Origin of the sequence: Paenibacillus barengoltzii NBRC 101215 (assembly GCF_004000745.1) — a bacterium.
Taxonomy (GTDB): Bacteria; Bacillota; Bacilli; order Paenibacillales; family Paenibacillaceae; genus Fontibacillus; species Fontibacillus barengoltzii.
Genome location: NZ_BILV01000014.1, coordinates 46,985 through 64,502, shown reverse-complemented (window position 1 = coordinate 64,502; position 17,518 = coordinate 46,985). Strand labels below are relative to the sequence as shown.

At 50.9% G+C, this 17,518-nt stretch carries 12 protein-coding genes; 1 reads left to right on the top strand and 11 read right to left on the bottom strand.

Annotated features, from left to right (window positions below; genetic code table 11):
• Window positions 1-17 precede the first annotated feature (17 nt).
• The 4 genes from PBA01S_RS06295 to PBA01S_RS06280 all read right to left on the bottom strand — a co-directional run bounded on the left by PBA01S_RS06295 (window position 18) and on the right by PBA01S_RS06280 (window position 4,665).
• Window positions 18-1,016 carry a sugar ABC transporter substrate-binding protein gene (locus PBA01S_RS06295; RefSeq protein WP_218027430.1) on the bottom strand — a complete coding sequence of 333 codons (999 nt, stop codon included), beginning with the start codon at window positions 1,014-1,016 and terminating at the stop codon, window positions 18-20.
• 43 nt (window positions 1,017-1,059) lie between these two features.
• Window positions 1,060-2,079 (bottom strand): ABC transporter permease, encoded by a 1,020-nt coding sequence (locus PBA01S_RS06290; protein ID WP_127575568.1) that lies wholly within the window; start codon window positions 2,077-2,079, stop codon window positions 1,060-1,062.
• Window positions 2,080-3,588, bottom strand: coding sequence for a sugar ABC transporter ATP-binding protein (locus tag PBA01S_RS06285; RefSeq protein ID WP_127575567.1), 1,509 nt, complete (start codon window positions 3,586-3,588; stop codon window positions 2,080-2,082).
• A 240-nt stretch (window positions 3,589-3,828) separates the two neighbouring features.
• Window positions 3,829-4,665, bottom strand: a complete 837-nt coding sequence (locus PBA01S_RS06280) for a YitT family protein (RefSeq protein WP_028538588.1) — start codon at window positions 4,663-4,665, stop codon at window positions 3,829-3,831.
• Window positions 4,666-5,046: 381 nt separating this feature from the next.
• Between PBA01S_RS06280 and PBA01S_RS06275 the strand changes: the two genes are divergently transcribed.
• A complete protein-coding gene (locus tag PBA01S_RS06275; RefSeq protein ID WP_127575566.1) occupies window positions 5,047-8,109 on the top strand; it encodes an endo-1,4-beta-xylanase in 3,063 nt (1,020 codons plus the stop codon).
• A 56-nt stretch (window positions 8,110-8,165) separates the two neighbouring features.
• On the opposite strand, the gene PBA01S_RS06270 is transcribed toward PBA01S_RS06275, so the two are convergent.
• From PBA01S_RS06270 to ahpF, 7 genes are all read right to left on the bottom strand, one after another.
• Window positions 8,166-9,686 (bottom strand): ABC transporter substrate-binding protein, encoded by a 1,521-nt coding sequence (locus PBA01S_RS06270; protein ID WP_028538590.1) that lies wholly within the window; start codon window positions 9,684-9,686, stop codon window positions 8,166-8,168.
• A 27-nt stretch (window positions 9,687-9,713) separates the two neighbouring features.
• Window positions 9,714-10,475 carry a response regulator transcription factor gene (locus PBA01S_RS06265; protein WP_016313882.1) on the bottom strand — a complete coding sequence of 254 codons (762 nt, stop codon included), beginning with the start codon at window positions 10,473-10,475 and terminating at the stop codon, window positions 9,714-9,716.
• 7 nt (window positions 10,476-10,482) lie between these two features.
• Entirely contained in the window at window positions 10,483-12,210 is a 1,728-nt protein-coding gene (locus PBA01S_RS06260; RefSeq protein WP_085169396.1) for a sensor histidine kinase, read from the bottom strand.
• 134 nt (window positions 12,211-12,344) lie between these two features.
• Complete coding sequence (locus PBA01S_RS06255; protein WP_028538592.1) at window positions 12,345-13,859, bottom strand: ABC transporter substrate-binding protein; 1,515 nt, start codon at window positions 13,857-13,859, stop codon at window positions 12,345-12,347.
• Window positions 13,860-13,920: 61 nt separating this feature from the next.
• Window positions 13,921-14,850, bottom strand: a complete 930-nt coding sequence (locus tag PBA01S_RS06250; RefSeq protein ID WP_016313885.1) for a carbohydrate ABC transporter permease — start codon at window positions 14,848-14,850, stop codon at window positions 13,921-13,923.
• 12 nt (window positions 14,851-14,862) lie between these two features.
• Complete coding sequence (locus PBA01S_RS06245) at window positions 14,863-15,807, bottom strand: ABC transporter permease (RefSeq protein ID WP_016313886.1); 945 nt, start codon at window positions 15,805-15,807, stop codon at window positions 14,863-14,865.
• 170 nt (window positions 15,808-15,977) lie between these two features.
• Window positions 15,978-17,507 carry an alkyl hydroperoxide reductase subunit F gene (gene ahpF, locus PBA01S_RS06240; protein ID WP_028538593.1) on the bottom strand — a complete coding sequence of 510 codons (1,530 nt, stop codon included), beginning with the start codon at window positions 17,505-17,507 and terminating at the stop codon, window positions 15,978-15,980.
• Window positions 17,508-17,518: the final 11 nt, after the last annotated feature.

Sequence of the window (17,518 nt, the reverse complement as noted above, 5' to 3'; positions counted from 1 at the left end):
GTAAGTTATAGGGTACATCATTGAATTGCGCCGGCCTTCTTCAGCAACTCAATGTACTCGTCGACATTCTCTTTGTTAATGAGCGGATTGCCGATATCCGTATCGATTTGCTTCTCTTCACCGGTGAGCAGCTTATGGCTCGTATCCAGGAGCTTCTCTGCCAGTTCAAAGGCATTTTGCAGCGTTGTGGAAGTCATTTTCCCTTCTTTGATCAGAAGCACTGCCTCAGCCGTCCCATCCACACCGTAAACCAGCATATCTTTGTATTTCGGGTTATCCTTCACAACTTCAATGGCTCCGGCAGCCATATTGTCATTCATTGAGATGACGGCATCAATTTTGTCGTTAGCTTGCACCCAGTCTTCCATGTACCGCATGGCCTCATCCTTGTTCCAGTTCGCGATCTGCTCACCGACAATCTGCACATCAGGGCGTTTATCGAAGAACTCTGCCTGCCAGCTCTTGCGACGCTCATCGGCATGGAAATTGCCGGACGGACCTTGAAGGACCACGACTTTCGCGTTCTGCGGCACCTGTTCCACAGCAACCCGGGCATTCACGGCCGCTTGCTCATAAGGCTGAGCGTCTACAGATGAAGCCCCTTCGATCCCCGATATCCGGGCATTTGTCGTAATCGCAAAGATCCCGGCCTGCACGACCTTCTCGACATAAGGGCGCTGGGCCTCACCATTGTTGGGCTGAACGATCACCAGGTCGTATTTGTTCGTGATCGCATTTTCGATTAACGAATTCTCTTTCTCGTCATTCGCTTCGCCGTCGAATACATCCAGCTTGATATCTTCATATTTCTCAGCCTCATCCTTAACCGCATTAGCCAGCCACGCTGCGAACGAATCGGATTGCGCCCGGGCAATATAGGCAACCTTATAAGTTTTACCGGATGTCTCGCCGCTGGAGGAAGCGTTGGATGGAGCTGCCCCATTGTTCGAGCTGCAGGCAGCCAAGATCAGAGCAAATAAGCAGACCATTCCCGTGGAAAATCTAATTTTTCTCACTTTGCATCCATCCTTTATCTTATATTTGATTTCCTTGGTACCATTAAACGGAAGTGTTTTTGGATTGCTTCTGCCGAATCGTCTGGCGGTTATCCTCCACACGGCCAAGCAGACTTCTTGTTTTCCGTTTCTTCGTTTGAATATCGTAAATAACCGCCAGGGCAATGATTGCGCCACGAATAATTTGCTGCATGTAGGAATTTACACCGCTGAGGTTCATGATGTTGTCCAGGAACCCTACAATAAAGGCCCCCACCAAGGTTCCGCCGGCTGTACCAACGCCTCCCGAGAAGCTGGTCCCCCCGATAATAGCGGCGGTTAGAGCGGTGAATTCATAGTTGACTGCACCATTGGGCAATCCTGCATTCACCCGCGCCATGAACAGCACCCCGGCAATTCCGACGAAAATACCATTGATGATAAATGCGGTGTATTTAATCTTGTGTACGTTAATTCCGGAGGCGACTGCCGCCTCTTCATTACCTCCCACAGCGTACACGGATCGACCAAATCGAGTATGGCTGAGCAAATACCAGGTCAGTACGCCAATTGCGGCTAGAAATAACACCGGAATCGGGATTCCCAGCAGCTTCCCTTGCCCAAGGACGACGAAGTCTCCCAGCTGGAGAATATTTTGACCTTTCGTATAGTGAAGGGCGACGCCCCGAGCCATGGCCATCATCGCCAAAGTTGCGATAAACGGCGGCGCCTTGAACGTACTGATCATCACTGCGTTGATTACGTTACATATAACGCCGGTCAATATGCCAACCAACACGGCCAGGAGCATCGAACCGGTCGACTTATAGGCAGATACAGCGAAAACCCCGGATAATGCCAGTACAGAGCCCGCGGACAGGTCCAACATACCGCAGATGATCAGGATCGTGGCACCAAATGCAAGTATGGTCGTCACCGCCAACTGAGTCGATACGTTCGTTAAGTTCGTAACGGAGAGAAAGTTGGGATTCGCGAACGTACAGATCAGAAACAACACGAGCAGCACCAGGTAGATACTGTATTTCCGCTTGATTAATTGCCAGATATGAAGAGTGGCATCCATCTATTTCACCTCGCTGGTCATCATTCCAGTTGCATATCTCATAATGGTCTCCTGGGAAAAATCCTCGCGGCCGAGCTCCCCCGTCACCTGACCCTGCGCCATCACGTAAATGCGGTCACACATCCCGATCAATTCCGGCAGTTCGGAGGAAATCATAAGAATCGCTTTCCCCTGTTCGGCCAGTTCGCCGATCAGCTTGTAAATTTCATATTTCGCCCCGACATCGATCCCCCGGGTTGGTTCGTCCAAGATCAGAATATCCGGTTGGAGCAGCATCCACCTGCTAAGCAGTACCTTCTGTTGATTCCCGCCGCTGAGTGACGCAATGGGCGTTTCCAAAGAGGGGGTTTTCACTCTCATCTTGTCGAACATCCCCTTGACCAGCTCCTGCTCCCTCTTCGGACGGTGCCGTAACCCGTAGAACACCTGCCCCAATACGGACAACGTCGTATTCTCCCGTACGGAACGAACCGGAATAATTCCGTAGCGCCGTCGATCCTCCGACAGCATGACCATCCCTTTCTCTAAACTGCCTTGTACAGTGGACTTGGTCACATCCTCATCCTTAATCCGGATCGTCCCGGAGGTTAACGGATCGAGACCAAACAGGGATCGCATCACCTCGGTCCGTCCCGCTCCCATCAGCCCCGCGAAACCAATGATTTCGCCTCTCCGTGCATAGAAGCTGACATCGCGAAATACCCCGTTGCGAGATAGTCCATCGACTCGGAGAATTTCCTCCCCGATCGCCGCCTTCACCTTCGGGTACGTATCCTTCAACTGACGTCCGACCATCAAGCTGATCACGGTCTCAATATCCAGCTCCTCCTTGGGTCTGCTGTCCACGACAGTCCCGTCACGGAACACGGTGATTTCATCGGCAATCTGAAAAATCTCGTCCAGCTTATGCGAGATGTAAATGATGCTGACGCCTCTGGCTTTGAGCTCACGAATCTTCGCAAACAGCCGGTCGACCTCCTTCTGCGTGATGGCCGATGTTGGTTCGTCCATAATGATGAGCTCCGCCTGGTTTGATACCGCTTTCATAATTTCCAGCATCTGAATGTCCGAAACCGTCAAGTCTTTGAGCAACGTCTTCGGGTCATACGGTAGCTGCTCCGCTTGCAGCAGTTGAAGGGTTTGACGGGTCACTTCTTTCCAGTTGACCTTCCCTAATCGATTGACCGGCAGCCTTCCCAGGAAGAGATTTTCCTCCACGGACATCTCCGCCACATAATTCAACTCCTGGAAGATCATCGATATCCCTAGTTGGCGCGCCTGCAGCGGACTGCTAATTTTCACAAGCTTCCCATCCAGATAAATCTCACCCGCATCCGGCTGGTATACGCCATTGATGATCTTCATTAACGTGGATTTCCCCGCTCCGTTCTCGCCGCAAAGAACATGCACCGTCCCCTTTTTGACGGAAAAATCGATCTTATTCAGCGCTTTGACCCCGGGAAATGACTTTTCAATTTGAGATACCCTAAGCTTGATGGGTTCTCCCATACTCTCCCTCCCTGCTTCATCAATTTTGCGGTTTCCCCACGTTCACTATCTCCTTCGTTCTTTTGAACTTCATTTTAAATAATACTTTTTTAAATGCTTTTAATAAAAGTATATTGATTATCTATTCGTTGTCAATACATCAAAATTGTGTTTTTAAGAAAAAAACCATCAGGGAGATTATCCTGACGGTTCGTTTTAGGGATATATTTCAACTACTATAAATATCTAACTATAATTCCCTCACTTCGAAATATCCAAAAACCCTTCTCCAAATACATCCCGCACATCGTGAATCGTCAGGAACGCAGAGGGGTCGATAGAGCGGACGATCTTTTTCAAGGTGGATACCTCTTGCTTACTGATCACGATATAAAGGACCTCCTTCGGGTTCTTCGTATAGTAACCATGGCCTGAGAGGACAGTAACGCCTCGCTCCATTTCGGTGACAACCATTTCGGCGATGTCATCCTGCTTCTCGGAAATGATGGTGACGGCTTTCTTGGGATTGAGTCCCTCGATCATGAAGTCCATTACCTTCGTGCCTATATACAAGTTAATGATTGTCAGCATCAGCTTCTCTGGGCCAATGATGAAATAAGAAGAGAACGCCACGATCAAATCAAAAAACAACAGCGCGTAGCTGATATTCCAATCCAGATATTTATTGGCGATCCGGGCCAAAATGACGGTTCCCGCCGTTGTCCCGCCGACACGGACAATCAGACCGATACCAACACCTACAAATACGCCAGCGAATACCGCGTTAATGGTAGGCTCGTTTGAAGCGATTCGCCAGCTCTCCGTCAAATGCAGGAACAACGAGTTAAACGCCACCGCAATGATCGTATAGATCGTCGTCCGCCGATCCAGAAATTTGTACCCGACGATCAGCAGCACCCCGTTGATCACGATATTGACCAGCGACGGCGACCACTGGAACAGGTAGTACAAAATGATCGTGACCCCCGTGACGCCTCCCTCACCGAAGTCGTTCGGTATGATAAACAAATTGACTGCCAGCGCAAATAAAAAGGCCCCTACAATTAAGACCGCAATATCCGCGGCATACTTCCTCATCTTCATTCCAACTTCAAACCTCTCTCCACCATGTTTCTGCTTTCACAACCAGAACATCGTAGCGATTCGGATTTTGAAAGTCAAGATGACTTTAACAAGTTAGATCGTTAATACAGGGCTGGATTTACGCGTTAGGATGGTTAAGAGCAGTCAAACCCATGAGTGCCTAAATAGGGGCCATTTTCTAACCTCTGTGCTGAAGAAGACAGAACTCTTAAACGCACCTTCACCTTCTAAAATAACCAAGGAAAGTTCTTTAATTTCGAGAAAGCCGAAGCTCACAGCAGAATGGTATGATTTGTGGCAAGAAAGGAGGAGCCTTCTAATAAGAAAAAATGAAAGCGCTTAACAAACTATTCCATGTCAAAGGGGAGTGAGTCCATGAATCAAACGATGAAGCGCGCCTTCATGCTGCTGATCGCCGCGATGTTGCTGCTGCCTGCAGGATGGCCAGTCAACGTAACGAAGGCTGGAACCGCAGCTTCGGACGACACGGTGACGGTGTATCATGAGGACTTCGCGAGTGGAATTGGCCAAGCGGTTCAATCGGGGGGCGCGACCCTAACGTATGTCAGCGGCAAAGTGTTTACTGGGAATGAGGACGGAGGCGCCCTGTATATCAGCAATCGGGTCAACAACTGGGACGCTGCTGATTTTCGGTTTAGCGACATTGGCCTCACGAACGGTAAGACCTATACGGCACACGTGACGATTTACGTAGACGCTGACGTTAGTTTGCCAGCCGACGCGAAAGCCGCGCTCCAAACCGTAGACAGTTATGGCAACTATGCCGAGACAGATTATGTCGCAGGGCAAGCGGTGACGTTGACGAAGGAATTCACCGTAGATACGAGCGCGGATCGAGCGCTGCGCATTAACTCCAACGCCGCAGGCGCTGCGGTTCCTTATTACATTGGAGATATTCGCATCACAGAAGCAGACAGCTCCGGCGGCGGCGAACAACCGCCTCGAGACCCGGCCCTTCCTTTCACCACGATCACCTTTGAAGACCAGACCACCGGAGGCTTCACAGGCCGGGCGGGTACAGAAACGTTGACGGTAACGAACGAAGCGAATCATACACCGGGCGGTGCCTATGCGCTGAAGGTGGAAGGCCGCACCAACACCTGGCACGGGCCATCGCTGCGTGTTGAGAAGTACGTCGACCAAGGTGCAGAATACAAAATCTCAGCCTGGGTGAAGCTGATTGAGCCTGCCAGCTCGCAAATCCAGCTGTCCACGCAAATCGGTGATGGCAGCAGCGCCAATTACGTCCAACTCTCCTCCAAAACGATCAACACCGGGGACGATTGGGTTCAATTTGAAGGCACCTACCGTTATAACAGCGTAGGCGGCGAGTTTTTAACGATCTATGTGGAGAGTTCGAACAATGCCACCGCTTCTTTTTACATTGACGACATCCGTTTCGAGCCCACTGGATCCGGCCCGATCGAAATTCAGAAGGATCTCGTCCCGATCAAAACAGCATACCAAGACGACTTCTTGATCGGCAGCGCCATCTCGGCGGAGGATCTGGAAGGCGTACGTCTGGAGCTGCTTAACATGCACCACAATGTTGCTACCGCCGGTAATGCGATGAAGCCCGATGGCCTGCAGCCAACAAAAGGCAATTTCACCTTTACCGCAGCGGATGCCTTGGTGGATCAAGTTCTTGCCGAAGGCATGCAGATGCATGGCCACGTCTTAGTATGGCATCAGCAGTCACCAGCCTGGATGAACACAACAACGGATGCGCAAGGTAACACGGTGCCTTTAAGCCGGGCAGAAGCCTTGGCTAACCTGCGCACCCATATTCAAACCGTTATGGAGCATTTCGGCGACCGCGTGATTTCTTGGGACGTCGTGAATGAAGCGATGAACGATAACCCGGGGAACCCTAGCGATTGGCAAGCTTCCTTGCGGGAAACCCCATGGAAAACCGCGATCGGCGCAGATTACGTCGAGCAGGCCTTCCTCGCCGCCAGAGAAGTGCTCGACCAGCATCCGGAATGGAATATCAAGCTGTATTACAACGATTACAACGAGGACAACCAGAACAAAGCCCAGGCTATCTACCACATGGTCAAAGCGCTGAACGACAAATATGCACTGACCCATCCCGGCAAACTCCTCATCGATGGCATCGGCATGCAAGGTCACTATAATGTCAACACGAATCCGGAGAATGTGCGGCTCTCCTTGGAGCGCTTCATCTCCTTGGGCGTAGAAATCAGCATCACCGAGCTGGACATCCAAGCCGGCAGCAACTATGAGCTGTCGGAGAAGCTGGCTAATGCGCAGGGGTATTTGTACGCGCAGTTGATGCAGCTGTTCAAAGCCCATGCGGATCATATTGCACGCGTGACCTTCTGGGGATTGGATGACGGCACAAGCTGGCGCTCCTCGACCAACCCGTTGCTGTTCGACAAGAACCTGCAAGCCAAACCAGCCTATTACGGCGTAATTGACCCCGCCAAATTTATCGAAGAGCACCAGCCGGACGTGTCGGAGGCGAATCAATCCACCGCCCTCTATGGCACACCTGCCGTAGACGGAGCCGTCGACGCGATTTGGAATCAAGCGCCGGCGATGCCGATCGAGCGGTACCAGACCGCTTGGCAAGGCGCAACCGGTACGGCCAAAGCGCTCTGGGACGATCACAACCTGTACGTCCTGATCCAAGTGAGCGATGCGCAGCTGGATAAGAACAGCCCCAACCCATGGGAGCAGGACTCCGTCGAGGTGTTCCTGGACGAAAATAACGCCAAAACCTCGTTCTACCAATCCGATGATGGACAATACCGCGTGAACTACGCGAATGAGACCAGCTTTAATCCGGCGTCCATCGCTGAAGGCTTCGTATCGGCAGTCCGGGTCAACGGAACGAACTATACGGTGGAAATGAAGATCCCATTGAAAACAATCACCCCGGCGAATTATGTAAAAATCGGCTTCGACGCGCAGATCAACGATGCCAAAGACGGCGCGCGCCAAAGTGTAGCCGCCTGGAACGACGCCACCGGCAACGGGTATCAGGACCCCTCCGTCTTCGGCGTGCTAACGCTGACGGGCAAAGGCCCTGTCGATACGACGCCGCCGGTCTTGAAGCTGACCGTTAGCCCGTCCGTCCTCTCCACGCCTAATCACAAGCTGGTTCCGATCAAGGTTACCTGGAAAGCCAGCGACGAAGGATCCGGCATTGACACGATCAAGCTGGTATCCATCACCAGCAACGAGAGCGATAACGGGGTGGGCGATGGCAACACGGCCAACGACATTCAAGGTGCAGACTACGGGACGGCGGATCAAGAGTTCTTGCTTCGTGCCGAACGTTCGGGCAATGGAAACGGAAGAATTTACACCATCACCTATGAAGCAACCGACAAGGCGGGCAATAAGACGACGGCTCAAGCCACAGTCAAAGTCCCGAAAGGGAAAAAATAATACCAAAAACGGCGGTGCCAGGATTCCAACTCCTTGCACCGCCGTTTTTTTCAGACTCACTGTTGCTTCGAGGCGCTCCAGGCATCCAGCTGCTTCTGGATCTCGGCCCGAACCTCGTCCAATCCCGCCTGCTTCAGCTCCTCATTAAACTTCGGAAGCTCCGTGTCGACGTCTACGCTGCCGGTCATGAGGCTGGGATAATATTTTTGCCATACCATCTTAATGTTCTGGATCTGGATCGGCATCATTGATAAATCCGGCGTAAACCCAAACGTGCTGGACTTCACGGCCCGGGCGTTCGAGGCGCGGAACTCCTCCCATTTGTTTAACGGCTCCGGATCGTCTCCGCCTCGCGTCTTCAGAATGAACCAGTTGCCTTGGGTATAGGTCACGCCCGTATACCCTGGCAAAGCGTCCGGAATCGGGTTACCGTCGGCATCCTTCCTTGGGATCAGCACGACTTGGCCGTTCTTGTCTATCGTGTAATGCACGCCTTCGATCCCATAGTTGAACAGGTTCCGCACCTCAGGATCGGTATTCAGCAGATTCAGGAACTTGATACATTCGACCGGGTACTTCGTATCGGCGCTCACAGCCATAACGCCTCCCCGCACGTCCTCGGTCGTGACCACCTCGGTCGTGACGGGATGCGCCACCACTCTGTAGCCGCGATCCTTACTCCAGCTATGATCGGACAAGGGACCGCCGCTCGACGCCTTCCAGAACACCTTTTTGCCCCGCTCCAGTTCCTGACTTTCCCTCAAAGCCGCATCCTCATTGATGTAGCCGGCCTGATAATAATGCCGCAGCGTATCCATCACCTGCCGGGCTTCCTCCGTTTCGAAGATGTTCACAACCTGAGGGGTCGGCTCTAGTGACCGTACCATCAACGGGAGTTCCTTATCAATAACATACTCATAACCATGTAAAGCGAAGAAGTTATGGGAGTCTTTATCCAGCTCCATTGGCAGATACTCAGGTTCCTTCTGCTGGATCATCTGCAGCAACGGCTCCAGGGATTCCAACGTGTTGTACTTCGTAATATCGAGGTTATACTTGCTCACCAGCTCTTCCGGATACATCCATTGTTGGCGGACCGCGAGTTCCTTGTTGGTCGGCACCCCGTAGATCCCCCCGTCGTCCATGCGCACCCCTTCCCAAAAGATCGGGTCAATCACATCATACATATCCTTGCCCGTATTGGACAGATAGTCATCCAGCCGCAGCCAGGCCCCGCGTTTGACATATGTCGTGAACTCAGGGGCGTAAGCGATGTCGAAGGGAGTTCCTGCCGATACCATGGCGTTCAGGCGGTTTTCGTATTCCTGCCATCCGACCTTGTTATAGGTGATCGTGATGCCGATTTTCTTGGCCAACACTTCATTGATTTTGGCATTCACCAACTCCAGATCCGGATCCGGCTCTCCAATCGTATAGTAGACCAGATTGACCATGTCCCCATGGGGCGCCGTAGCCCCTTTATCCGAAAAAAGGGAACAACCCACGGCCAACAAGGCTAACAAGCCGGCGACCACCGCGCATAGGGTCAGGTGTCTGAACCAAGAGGGCTGCTGCATAACATCCTCCTTTCCGCTACGAGGAGACTAGCTTTTTTTCCGTAAATCTGATGGGGACATGCCAAAGTATCCTTGAAACTGGGTATAAAAATAATTCAAATTCGGATACCCGACACTATGCGCAATACTGGAAATCTTCTCGTTGGTGGTCAGGATCTGTTCCTTCGCTTGCAGCATCCGGTAAGCCATCAAATACTCCGAAAACTTCATGCGGGTTTCCTTTAGAAACAGCTGCCCCAGGTACGTGCTGTTCATGCGAAACCGCTCAGCTACCGACTTCAGGGTAATGTTCTGAGCGTATTCCGCCTTCACCATCAGCAATATGCGGTTCGTAAGCTTGGACAGTTCCTCGTAAGGAATGCCCAGGATCGGGTCTATATTCAGATCTTGCTTGTGAATCCCGTCCAAGTCCCCGTTCAGGTCCTCCACAATGATCTTCTCAATCACCGTCTGCAGCTTGGAACGATCGACGGGCTTGAGCAGATAGTCCTTCACGCCGCAACGGATCGCCGCTTGGGCATATTCAAACTCGCTGTACCCGCTCATAATGATATATTGGGTTGGAAGACGCAGCTCATTGAGCTTTTGGATAATCTCATAACCGAGATCCGGGCCGATACGTACGTCGAAGATAGCGATGTCCGGTATAATCTCCACAGATTTAGCGATCGCATCTTCCCTCGTTTCACACGTCTCGATCAGGTGGAAGCCGTACTCTTCCCAATTCAGGGTTCGCTTCATCCCCTCCAGAATCTGCGGTTCATCATCTACGATCAGAAGTTTGTACATCCTGCAGTCACCCCTTTGAGATGATTACGGTAATTTTGACTCCTGCTTCCTCATTATTCTCAATTTCCATCCGAAAAGCGTCCCCATAGAAAAAGCTCAGCCGAGTATACACATTCCTTAGCCCAATGCTCCGAACGGGGGCATCCTCTCTGCTGTAAAGACATCGTCTCACTTCCTCCAAGCGCGCTTCAGGTATACTTTTGCCATTATCCACAAATTCGAGAACGAAGCGCCCTTCCTCCTCCCAGCCATTCACGACGAGCAAATTAAATTCACTGCTCGGATTAAAGCCATGCACGAAGAAGTTCTCAGCCAGCGGTTGCATCCAAAATTTCACCGTGGATATGGCAAGCAGCGGCTCTTCCACATCAATTTGATAATAGAATCTTCCCGGATATTTGAGCTCCATGATGCTTAAAAATTTCTGCAGCAGCTCCAGTTCTTCGCCGATCGTAATAATATTATCTTTGTGGACGATATCGCGGTACAAGGAGCCTAGGGTCGCGATCGCATCCGCAGTATCCACGTCCTTGTGCAACAACGCGGTAGATCGAATCGACTCCAGCGTATTATAGAGAAAATGCGGGTTGATCTGATGCTGAAGCGCTTTCATCTCGGTTTCCTGCTGCTTGAGCTTTAGCAAATATTCCGTACGGATATGTTTGTCCAGCTCATGAACCATATCGTCCAATTCCCGGGCAATCATCCCGTACTCGTTACGGCGATATCGGGCAGGGGAATTCGGTGTGAAATCGGCCGTTTTGACCCGTTTAATGGAATTGATAATATGCTTCAAAAATCTGGCGTCATCTCGCATGTTGTAGCTGATGAGCATCAGAACGCTGATCATGGCCAGCAAGACACTGCCAACGATGGTGGCTAGTATGCCCGCTTTCTCACGCATCAGATGGGACAAGTCCACAAGCATGATCAAACGGTAATCAAACTTCGTGGAATGGAAGTTCATGAAGAAGACATTTTTTAATCCGCCAAGGGAAGAAAATCCGCTGTTGCGGGTCTCTTCAGCGGCGCGCAGAATCATCTCCTGCGTTCCGTGATCCATCCCGGTGATCATGTACACTTCACCCGTACCACTGACGGCAGCGGCGATATCCAATTTATAGCCAAGAATCTTTCGGAATAACGGTTCGCTGCCAATCAGGAAGCGAAATTCCCCAATCTGACGAGAGATTTGGTTTGGATCGGACAGCTTCTTCCGGTACACAAATCCTTTCTCCAATTTCTCGCGAAAAATCTCATCCGTATTCGGAACGCCAAACCGAAAGCTGACATTGCCGCTGTTGCTAAACCGCACGAGGTTGGCCCCGTTCTCGGTATGCAAACTGACTTGCGTGAGATCCCCCTTCATCGAGCTGTATAAGAAGGCCCTCATATCTTCAGGGAAGGAAACCAACGGCTCATTATACAAGCTGTATTCCAGTCTGCTCGTCAGATACCCTTCCGCCGTGTTTCCCAAGAAATATCGGACATCCGTCATCAAGCGGTCATTGGAATAGATCCGCTGCATATAAGCCTCAATACGATCGGTATCATACTGCAGTTCGCTCTCGACCCGGCCGAAGGCGCTGACCGCCTCGTTACGAGCCCCCTCGATCCACTGATAGATGAGCACCGCGCAGGTCATAAGGCCCAGCACGAGACCGATGGCTACGACAAACACCGTATAGGCAATGAATTTGTTGCGATAGATTTTAATCTGCCAAAAGGAACCCACTCCCGCGCCTCCTTCACCGTTAGTCTTGCGGCGCTGATTCCATTGCCCTCATTCATTCCCATTATATCATCATATGGGAAAGCCCGAACGGGGAATCCTCCTCCGTCCGGGCTCACTTACTCGGGCTTTATTTCTTATTGAAAGAAGGCATCGATTTGCTCTTGAGCTGCCTTCATGATCGTATCCATCCCGGCTTTCTTAAGTTCTTCAACAATCTTCGGTACCATCTTCTCCGGATCGGATGCGCCCGTCAGCAACTCGTAACGGTATTTATCCCATGTTGCTTTTACGTTCGCCACTTCCGTTTGCAGATTCGTTGTGTCGAGCGAGAAGCCCAGCAAGGCCGAAGCTGTTGCTTGTTCGTTCAGCTTTTGAACTTGTTGCCATTGATCTTCTGGAGCCCCTTTGGTTGTTGCCATGTTGAAGAATGTGCCTTGCGTATAAGCGGCCAGCGGCCAAGTATCAGAAATCCGTTCAACCACTTTCTCGCCATCTACTTTCACATAGTCCACGCCTTCTTCACCAAAGGCCAGCATGTTACGCAGCTTCGGATCCGTATTCACCAGCTCCAGGTATTTCAGTGCTTCCTTCTTATACTTCGAGTTCGCCGAGATTCCGTTGAGGGAACCTTGAATCGTAGCCGTCGTATAGAGCGGACCATAAACTTGCGTCATATCGTACTTTTCGACGCCTTCGTTAATTTGCCAAGTGATATCCGCGCCTGGGAAGCCTTGTGCACTGAAGAATGGACGGCCTTTGTCGGCTTCAGGCTTGGTTGGAGCATCTGGATTGATAATGCCATCTTTGTACCATTGGTGCAAAATCTTCAGTTCATCCATGATATCTTGCTGTTCCAGCACGGAAACGACTTGACGGGAAGCGTCGTCTACCTTCACGCCAACCGGAGGGAAGCCCAGTGCAAGATCGTCATACCGATTGAAGAATCCGTTAAACCCATCGCCTTGCGTCAGTGGCAACGGATAGAAGCTCTTGCCTTCGCCTGCTTTCATATCGTGGAACGGTTTATCCAGATCCTTCAACGTCTTGATGTTGCTTAAGTCGATGCCGTATTTATCAACATATTTGTGGTCGAACACCCAGTATTGGGTCATCGAAGAATCCTTATAGGTTGGCACAGCATAGATTTTGCCGTCAACCTTCGTCCCATCCCATACTTTCTCTGGAATGAAGTTGTACAGCTCCGGCGTCTCACTTTGCACCAGCTCGGTGATGTCCGCCAATGCGCCCATCGTCACTTGCTGATTGTATTTGGAGACGTTGGTAAACAGAATGTCGAAAGGTTCACCCGTATTTACAATCGTATTGATTTTGGTGTCCCACTCGCCCCAGCTGGCTACCTTGATATCTACTTTAACGCCAATTTTTTCTGCGGTGTATTCATTCATCGCTTCGACGGCTTTCTCGAAGTTATCCGGAATTTGTCCGCCAATCGTCCACCACACCAAGGTCGGGATTTCCCCAGAACCTGTTGTTGTCGAGTTATCTGTAGAGGTGTTGGAAGAAGTGTCCGATGGCGTATTGCTGGACGACGAAGAATTGGAGTTTGAACCGCCGCCGCAAGCCGCAAGAACGGACAAGAAAAGCATCACAGCACATAGAGTAGAGATGAGCTTCAAAGACCTTTTCATAGATATATCCTCCCTTTGAATATATATTTCATAAACTGAGACAAGCTCAGCTTATTTCGCATTAGCCTTTGACCGCACCTACCGTCAACCCGGAAATGAAGTAGCGTTGGAAGAACGGATACGCAAAGGCGACAGGAAGCACGATAACGATAGCTACTGCCATCCGGGCCGATTCCTTAGGCATCGTGGCCACCAGCTCGGCGTAGCTGATCCCCAGGCTCGAGGCATTTCGAGCCAGCGCGTCAACGTTGCTCATCAAGTTATTCAGCAGCGCCTGCAAGGAATACAGGTCCTGATTGTTGATATACAACATCGATTGGAACCAGTCATTCCAGTAACCAAAGCATAGGAACAAACCAATCGTAGCGATCACCGGCAACGAGATCGGCAGGATGATCGAGAAGAAGATCCGGAGTTGGCCGGCCCCGTCGATTTCCGCGGATTCAATTAACCCATCCGGAATCGTGCTTTTGAAGAACGTTTTACAGATGATGACATTAAACGAGGAGACCGCCAGAGGCAGAATCAACGCCCATACCGTATCTTTCAAACCCAGCATATTCGCATTGATATAGTAGCTGGAGACCAAACCGCCGTTAAACACCATCGGAATAAAAACGACCCAAGTCAGGAACCCCTTCAGCTTATAGTTCGGCCGGGACAGAACGTACCCCATTGAGGTGGTGAGCAGAATGCCCAGCACCGTTCCGACGATCGTAACGAAGACCGAGATCCCTAACGCCTGCAAAATAACCGTTCCTTGCTTGGCGATATACCCGTAAGCCTCTCCCGAGAACGCCGTTGGGATCAGGTGATACCCATTCTCCCGGATCGATTGCTCACTGGACAGCGAGATCGACAACACCACCAGCATCGGCACGACGCAAATCAAAGCCAGGAAGAAGAAAAGGAGATGAAGGAGCACGTTCACCCCTTTACTTGGACGATTAAATCGGTCCAGGCCGTTTTCATACACCGTTCTTGCTGCCATATCTGCACCTCCTTAAATCATCGCGCTGTCAGGATCGATTTTGCGAACCGTCCAGTTCGCGGCCAGAATCATCAGACAGCCCAGAACCGACTGTACGAAGGCTGCTGCCGAGGCCATCCCCACCGTTGCGGTTTTCAACTGCTTGTAAACCATAACATCAATGGTTGTGGTCACATTAAACAGGGAGTTGGAATCCCGCGGCACCTGGAAGAACAGCCCGAAATCGGTATAGAAGATGCGTCCCACCGCCAGGATGAACATCATGACGATGACCAGCTTCATCAGGGGAAGCGTAATGAACCGGGTCTGCTGCCAAAGGGTGGCGCCGTCGATGACGGCCGCTTCGTAGTAAGTTTTATCGATACCCGCGATGGTCGCCAAATACACAACCATACCGTAGCCAAGTCCCTTCCACACATTCATAAAAATCAAGAAGTAAGGCCAATATTGCGGTTCCATATACCAGTTGATGGGATCTACTCCCCAACCAGCCAGCATTTGATTCAAAATCCCTTTATCGAAGCTCAAGAACGCCCAGCCCACAGCCGAGACGACAACCCAGGAGAGAAAGTACGGCAGGAACATCATCGTTTGATACGCCTTGCCTGCCTTGCGGTTGTGAAGCATCCCGATCATTAATGCCAAGGCTACAGGGATCACAATTCCAAGAACGATAAAAATAATGTTGTAGCCGATCGTGTTACGGATAATGATCCAGGCATCGTTGGACTTGAATAGGAACTCAAAGTTCTTGAGACCTGCCCATGGGCTCTTGAATACATTGCTCAGAAAACCGCCGGTGATTTTGAAGTTCTTGAAGGCAATGATGATACCGAACATCGGCAGGAAGCTGAACAAGATGTACCAGATTGTGGTTGGCAAAGCCAACAAGGTCAGCTCCGTGTCTTGCTTGCGCCAACGCGTCCGTAAGCGCTTTCCATTTAGCTTCGAGTCCATACGCGGTCACCTCTTTCCACTTCAGCTTGTTTTGTTCTGGATACCCTCATTTTATTGGAGAGATAGCGCTTTCATCTAGACAACAAACTTGAGACTATAGTCAAAAAACGTTAGATTTGCACACCAAAAAGGCCCGCTCAATGAGCGGGCTTTATCGATAACGCCATATTTTATTGATTGCGAATCAGGTAATCGAAGGCACCTAATGCTGCCGTCGCGCCAGATCCCATGGAAATGATGATCTGCTTGTAAGCCGTATTCGTGCAGTCGCCGGCGGCAAATACGCCTGGAATCGTTGTAGCTCCGCGGTTGTCGACGATGATCTCGCCCATCCGGGTGCGTTCCAGCGTGCCTTCCAACCATTCAGTGTTCGGTACGAGACCGATTTGAACGAATACGCCTTCCAGCTCCAGATGCTTCTCTTCGCCGCTTTCCCGGTCGATGTAAGTCAGTCCGTTCACCTTGCTGTCGCCTGTGACTTCCTTCACTTGCGCGTTCTTAATCACAGTCGCATTTGGCAAGCTGTTCAGACGATCTTGCAGAACCGAGTCTGCTTTCAGCTCAGACATGTATTCAAGCACGGTTACATGCGAGGCGATGCCCGCCAGGTCGATGGCTGCTTCTACGCCGGAGTTCCCTCCGCCAACAACAGCCACGCGTTTGCCTGCGAACAGCGGACCATCACAGTGCGGGCAATAAGCCACGCCTTTGTTCTTGAATTCCGCTTCGCCCGGTACATTCATGTTGCGCCAACGGGCCCCTGTGGAGATGATCACGGTCTTGCTCTTCAGCACAGCACCGTTCTCCAATTCCACTTCAACCAAGTCGTTCTTGCGAAGACTCTTCGCCCGTTGCGACGTCATGATGTCGATGTCATATTCCTTCGCATGTTCTTCCAAGCTTGCTGCGAGCTTCGGACCTTCGGTATATTTCGTACCGATCAAGTTCTCGATTCCCAAGGTGTCGTTGACTTGGCCGCCGAAGCGTTCTGCCACGATCCCGGTACGAATGCCTTTGCGTGCAGCATAAATCGCTGCGCTAGAGCCCGCAGGTCCGCCCCCGATCACAAGCACGTCAAAAGGTTCTTTACCTTCAAACGCAGATGTGTCCGAAGCGCCCAATTTCGCCAAAATATCCTCAACGGACATCCGGCCATTGCCAAACAACTCGCCGTTCAAGAATACCGTAGGCACTGCCATAATCTCTTTGCTCTCAACTTCATCTTTATAAGCCGCGCCGTCGATCATGGTATGGGAAATACCAGGATTGAGCACGCTCATCAGGTTCAACGCCTGAACGACGTCCGGGCAGTTGTGGCAGGACAAGCTCACATATGTTTCAAAGCGGTATTCACCTTTAATCGCTTTGATTTGATCAATGATATTTTGCTCCACCTTAGGTGGTCTTCCGCTGACTTGCAACAAAGCCAGTACCAGGGAAGTAAACTCATGGCCCAGAGGAACACCGGCAAAGGTGATGCCGGTGTCTTCCCCCACGCGATTTACGCTAAAGCTTGGGGTTCTGGGTAAACTCGTTTGCTCGACGGTAATTTTATCCGACATGGTGGACAACTCGTTCACGAGGTCCAGCATCTCGTTCGAAACCGCATCGGTTCCGGCACTGACTTTCAGCAGAACATTCCCTTCCAAAAGCTGAAGATATTGCTCTAATTGTTGTTTAATGTCTGCATCCAGTTTCATAGTGGGTCTCC

What these genes read in the sequence shown, in the direction of transcription:
- PBA01S_RS06290 (WP_127575568.1), bottom strand. Translation starts at nt 2,079, where the DNA reads ATGGATGCCACTCTTCATATCTGGCAATTAATCAAGCGGAAATACAGT.
- PBA01S_RS06285 (WP_127575567.1), bottom strand. Translation starts at nt 3,588, where the DNA reads ATGGGAGAACCCATCAAGCTTAGGGTATCTCAAATTGAAAAGTCATTT.
- PBA01S_RS06280 (WP_028538588.1), bottom strand. Translation starts at nt 4,665, where the DNA reads ATGAGGAAGTATGCCGCGGATATTGCGGTCTTAATTGTAGGGGCCTTT.
- PBA01S_RS06275 (WP_127575566.1), top strand. Translation starts at nt 5,047, where the DNA reads ATGAATCAAACGATGAAGCGCGCCTTCATGCTGCTGATCGCCGCGATG.
- PBA01S_RS06270 (WP_028538590.1), bottom strand. Translation starts at nt 9,686, where the DNA reads ATGCAGCAGCCCTCTTGGTTCAGACACCTGACCCTATGCGCGGTGGTC.
- PBA01S_RS06265 (WP_016313882.1), bottom strand. Translation starts at nt 10,475, where the DNA reads ATGTACAAACTTCTGATCGTAGATGATGAACCGCAGATTCTGGAGGGG.
- PBA01S_RS06255 (WP_028538592.1), bottom strand. Translation starts at nt 13,859, where the DNA reads ATGAAAAGGTCTTTGAAGCTCATCTCTACTCTATGTGCTGTGATGCTT.
- PBA01S_RS06250 (WP_016313885.1), bottom strand. Translation starts at nt 14,850, where the DNA reads ATGGCAGCAAGAACGGTGTATGAAAACGGCCTGGACCGATTTAATCGT.
- PBA01S_RS06245 (WP_016313886.1), bottom strand. Translation starts at nt 15,807, where the DNA reads ATGGACTCGAAGCTAAATGGAAAGCGCTTACGGACGCGTTGGCGCAAG.
- ahpF (WP_028538593.1), bottom strand. Translation starts at nt 17,507, where the DNA reads ATGAAACTGGATGCAGACATTAAACAACAATTAGAGCAATATCTTCAG.